Genomic DNA, 4,730 nt, shown 5'->3' with positions numbered 1-4,730 from the left:
AGCAACCTTGCTACCGCTCGGTCCTTGAATGCTTGTCCGTATCGAGCCACTCTCATCCTTCATCGCCGCCCCCGGGTTCTTGGTTCTAAGGAGGCGACAACTATTGTGACGCGGGGGGGGACCCTTGATTCGTCCATGTGAATGACCATCGGTTGATGATCAGCCACCCCCAATCGCGCGCTGTCAACTGGCCGATGAACCCGGCAGCGCCAAGGCTCATCACCGGTTGGAAACGCGCCTTTGAACCGCCGCTCCAGGCTCATCGTCCATTGGACAACGCTTCCCCTGCCGTCGGACAACTCTGCGCTGATTTTGAGATTGGTCTCATAGACACCTGAGGGAATCGTCGCGTAAAACGCGGATACCGAAGAATCCTCTTCGGCGTAGCACGAACTACTCGGAATCTGCGAGCTACTAATGTCAATGAGTGACGGCACTACCAATGACCGAGATACTCAGGCATTGACTTCAATCGGTCTTCTTGCATCGAATAGCGAAGCTATAGGCCATCCAACCTATTACACACCGCTAGCCATTCTTCGAACTGGCACGCAGTACTGGGATTACTCGGATATCACAGCGATTGCCAGAGATGCTGAAGAAATGCGGAATTTTCAGAACGAGGGGGCTCCCAGAGACCTTTACCGAGACGAGCCCCTGCAAGCTAAGCCCTTCGAAATATCTCAAGCTGCAGCGAGTATGCTGGAGTTGGCCCATTTGGTACTCGACTCCAGGAAAAAGGACCGTTTCCACCATGAGCTTGTGGACAAGAAAATCGTCCCGTCATTGGGCGGCCGGCACGGAATCAATGCTTACTTGGCAGGCACCTCCGGCAACCAATGGCTATTGTCACTACGTTCGGATGGCAGTCACTTTCCGACGCACTCATGGTGCGAGGTTGCGCCTGAGGGTCCTCAAAGTGAGCGCCTGATACTTTGCGCGAACTTCGAACGTTACCAATGGAGATACCGAAACGGTTGGGTATACCAATGCGTGTACTTTGACCTCGGACACGTTCTCGCGACGCTAGCGCTTTGCGCGAGGCAAGCCGGGCTCGAGCTTGCAATCGAGCATGCGAGTAATGACATGATGGGTCTGGAAAGAGAACTCGTCAACGAGCCAATCCTCACAGTTCGGTCGAGGCGCGGACAAGATTCGATTCAATAAGGACGTGCACATGACATCAATTATCAAGCCCGAAATACTTGTAACGGACGATACAGTGGACGAAGTCCTTCGCGCCCGACTCGACGCGTTGATGCGTAGCCCAATTTGGGCCTACGGATGGCGCTCCGCTCTGGATAACAACAGATTCTGCTATTGGCACTCGCACTTTGCGGGATCCATGGAAAGCCGGGAAAGCTGTGAGCAAGAGCTGAGAGACGAGCCGCTACTTGCACCAATCTATGAGCTTTGGAAGCGACTCGAAAGCGGGTTTCTTCAAGGACATGAACCGTTGCGAGTGTATGCCAATGCCCACACCTTCGGGGTCGAGGGCTACGTCCATCGCGACAACGACGACACGGAGAACTATTTCTCAACCGTCTACTACGCTCATCCTGTCTGGAACATGAACTGGGCGGGAGACACTGTTTTCTATGCCGAGAACGGCGAGGACATCATCCAGTCTGTCTATCCAAAGCCAGGCCGAGTCGTTTCTTTTCATGGTGCTCTCCCWCACTGTGCCCGCGCGCCAAGCAGAGACTGCCCCGAGTTGCGGGTAACGATCGTCGTCAAAACCCAAAGAAAGACCATAGAAGTCGCAGATGACGCCAATTGAGTTCCTCACGCTCTCCGGTACAGATCGCGCTCAACATGTCAACGGATCTTTACTTCGGCACCTCCAAGGTACGCTCCACCTGCTCGAGATGTGGCGATGCGCGCCTCATGTCCGTATGGCTGGGCTATTTCACAGTGTGTACGGGACCAGCATCTACGAACGTGCCTCTGTTCCGTTTGAAAGAAGGAAGGAAGTCTCAGCAGTTATCGGCGCCGAGGCCGAGCGATTAGCTCATCTCTTCTGTGTCATTCGGCGACCCATTGCGCTGCTTGAAGCAATCGAGACCTTCAGCGTAGCGAACCGGGTCAATGGAGAGCAATATCGCATCACGCCGATKACGCTCACCGAGCTACTGGAGATCGAATGCGCCAACCTTCTTGAACAGAATTTGGGAAAGGAATTTCTTTCGAGCCTGCTGGAGCGCGTGCGCTTGAGAGAAATATCGCTCCGGACGCCAATTTTGGTGGCTGTTGAAGCAGTCTTGCGATAGTCAATGGGGTTTTCGACTCATGTACTGGGCCTCAGATTCAGCTCAACCTCACGGGATAAGTGCACTCACTTTTTACAGCCCTATCGTGAAGTCGCGAGCGTATGTTGGCGGCGTCGACGGCGTCGCTCAAGGGGCGTCATACGGCTACTTCCCGTTGGCCGGAATCGCAAGCATCGCAGAGTATGTTGAGCGAAAGCATTTGCTTGCCCGCGTTCCCATTCACGGACGAAAACAGCTCAGCGCCTTTCAACCAGAGATGCCTTCTCTGCTGACCGCGATTGTGCAAACGGGAGGGCGTGGCGTCGCAGCAGGTGACCCAAATGTCGACGTCACGGGGGCTTTCCGATACGCAGACTGGTGTCCTGTCGGTGTTCCGCGCAGCCTAGTCAGCCTCGGTGCCGATACGTCAGAAGGGGGAAGGCTCATTCCTCAGAGCGATTCTAGCGGCGCCGCTGCGCACGTCACTGCTGATGCCGCCGTAGCCTCCTCTGTCCTTGAGTTTATCGAGCGACAGACGTGGGTCGCATACTGGCTGGGAGGCGGGAAAGCCATTCAGATCGCGATAGAGGTTCAAGAGTGCGGCGAGTGCTTTACCCATCTCCGCGACGCCCCAGGCGAATTCACTTTCTTTCATTTGTGTGCTGGCTTGCCTGGATATACGGTGCTCTGCCTTTATCGTGAACAAGGCGCCACGGTGCAGTATTGCTTTGCATGTGGTCTTGCGGCTAGTCTGGTTCCTGGGGACGCCCTCAAGAAATCCCTGATTGAGGCAGACCATTATCGCCAATTCGCACGAGAGAAGGCTGAATCTCAAGAGAATTATCCCACTACTGTTGGTCGACTTGAGCGCAATGCCTTGCGCTTTCAGAAGAGAGACTCCCATGACTTCCTCTGGCAGCGTAACCTATCGAGTCGGAAAAGGAGTGCGGAGGAGTTCTTCGAGCAAACATCACATACCCTGGAAAGCGCAAAGATCAGACTGCTATCGGTCTCTTCTGAGATTTTTGTCTATCTAGCGCATGACGAGAGCACCCTCGGCGACTTCTTCGTATCGAGAGTATTTAGTCCTGCCTTTTATCTTCATTGCGATCCAGGTGTAAGTCTAAATTTTTGCAATTCTTACGCGACCTCGCTTGGTATCGCCGATCCGGATGCGAGCTTCCGTACGTCAACATGCCTTCCCTAGGCTAGTTCGAGCGCATCGAAAACCCGGGATAACCCCTGTCAATCCTCTAATATAAAAATCTCAAATATGTCTCCATCCTGCAGCGCAAATCGAAAGCTCTTTGTCACGACCGCCCTTCCTTATGCAAACGGCAAACTTCATCTCGGGCACCTGCTTGAGTACATCCAAGCGGACGTGTGGGTTAGAGCGCAGCGAATGAAGGGAAACTCGGTGCAATTTGTATGCGCGGACGACGCTCATGGGGCGCCCATCATGATTGCAGCCGAGAATGCCGGCCAAAGCCCCGAAGATTATGTTGTTGCGATCACCGCGGATCGCGCGAAGTATCTGGAAGGATTCCACATTCGATTTGACAACTGGCACTCAACGCATAGTGCCGAAAATTCCGAGTTGGCTCAGTCGGTCTATCGGCATCTAATGCAACGCGGGATGATCGAGTCGCGGGAAATTGAGCAATTCTTCGACCCCGTGAAGGAGATGTTCTTGCCTGATCGATACATAAAGGGAGGATGCCCGGTCTGCAATGCTAAAGATCAGTTTGGAGACTCCTGCGAAAGCTGTGGAGCGGTCTATCAGCCGACGGAACTCATCGAGCCGCGTTCGGTATTGACCGGGGCGCGGCCTGAGGTTCGCCGATCGAAACACTTTTTCTTTCGACTATCAGATCCGAAGGCCGTCACGTTTCTCAAAGAATGGGTTGCTGGAGAAACCTTGCAGCCTGAGGTATCAAAAAAGACATCCGAATGGTTCGAAGGCGGATTGGTTGATTGGGATATTTCCCGCGATGCCCCTTATTTTGGMATCCCCATACCCAGCGCACCTGGGAAGTATCTCTACGTTTGGCTGGATGCGCCCATTGGCTATCTGGCCAGTCTCAAAAACCACTTTGACAAGGGGCAAGCTCGCAACCACTGGCACCTGCCGTCAAGAACAAATAAATCCTTTAGCGAATACATCTCGGATGCGTCGGTCGAGCAGATTCACTTCATTGGGAAGGACATAACATACTTCCACACCCTGTTCTGGCCAGCGATGCTTCATTTCACCGATCGAAAGACTCCCCCCCGCGGCAGAATAGTTGTCGCTTCCATAGAACCAAGAACCCGGGGGCGGCGATGAAGGATGAGAGTGGCTCGATACGGACAAGCATTCAAGGACCGAGCGGTAGCAAGGTTGCTTCCGCCGGAGAGTTCGGCGCTGGAGGTGGTGGCGCGTGAGGTTGGCATTGGAGTGGGAACACTGGAACGTTGGCGCGAGGATGCGCAGTCCATGCC

The 4,730-nt window shown here is 54.0% G+C and carries 4 protein-coding genes and 1 pseudogene; all 5 read left to right on the top strand.

Annotated features, from left to right (window positions below):
- The first annotated feature begins 1,177 nt into the window (after positions 1 to 1,177).
- The gene (locus AC1D2E_RS34770) at positions 1,178 to 1,780 is read left to right on the top strand and encodes a hypothetical protein (RefSeq protein ID WP_478201618.1); all 603 of its coding nucleotides are present in this window, start codon (positions 1,178 to 1,180) and stop codon (positions 1,778 to 1,780) included.
- A complete protein-coding gene (locus AC1D2E_RS34765; RefSeq protein WP_478201617.1) occupies positions 1,767 to 2,270 on the top strand; it encodes a DUF6817 domain-containing protein in 504 nt (167 codons plus the stop codon). The genes AC1D2E_RS34770 and AC1D2E_RS34765 overlap by 14 nt, the downstream gene beginning before the upstream one ends.
- Before the next feature lie 85 nt (positions 2,271 to 2,355).
- Positions 2,356 to 3,456, top strand: a complete 1,101-nt coding sequence (locus AC1D2E_RS34760) for a YcaO-like family protein (RefSeq protein WP_478201616.1) — start codon at positions 2,356 to 2,358, stop codon at positions 3,454 to 3,456.
- 66 nt (positions 3,457 to 3,522) lie between these two features.
- A pseudogene (metG, locus tag AC1D2E_RS34755) lies at positions 3,523 to 4,518 on the top strand (methionine--tRNA ligase); the annotation flags it as partial.
- Positions 4,519 to 4,584: 66 nt separating this feature from the next.
- The coding region (locus tag AC1D2E_RS34750) for a transposase (RefSeq protein WP_478201619.1) at positions 4,585 to 4,730 on the top strand (146 nt) is incomplete at its 3' end.

Source organism: Variovorax sp. P1_H2 (assembly GCF_056405295.1).
Note: the sequence above shows the minus strand (reverse complement) of the source record. Positions and strands in the feature narration are given on the sequence as shown.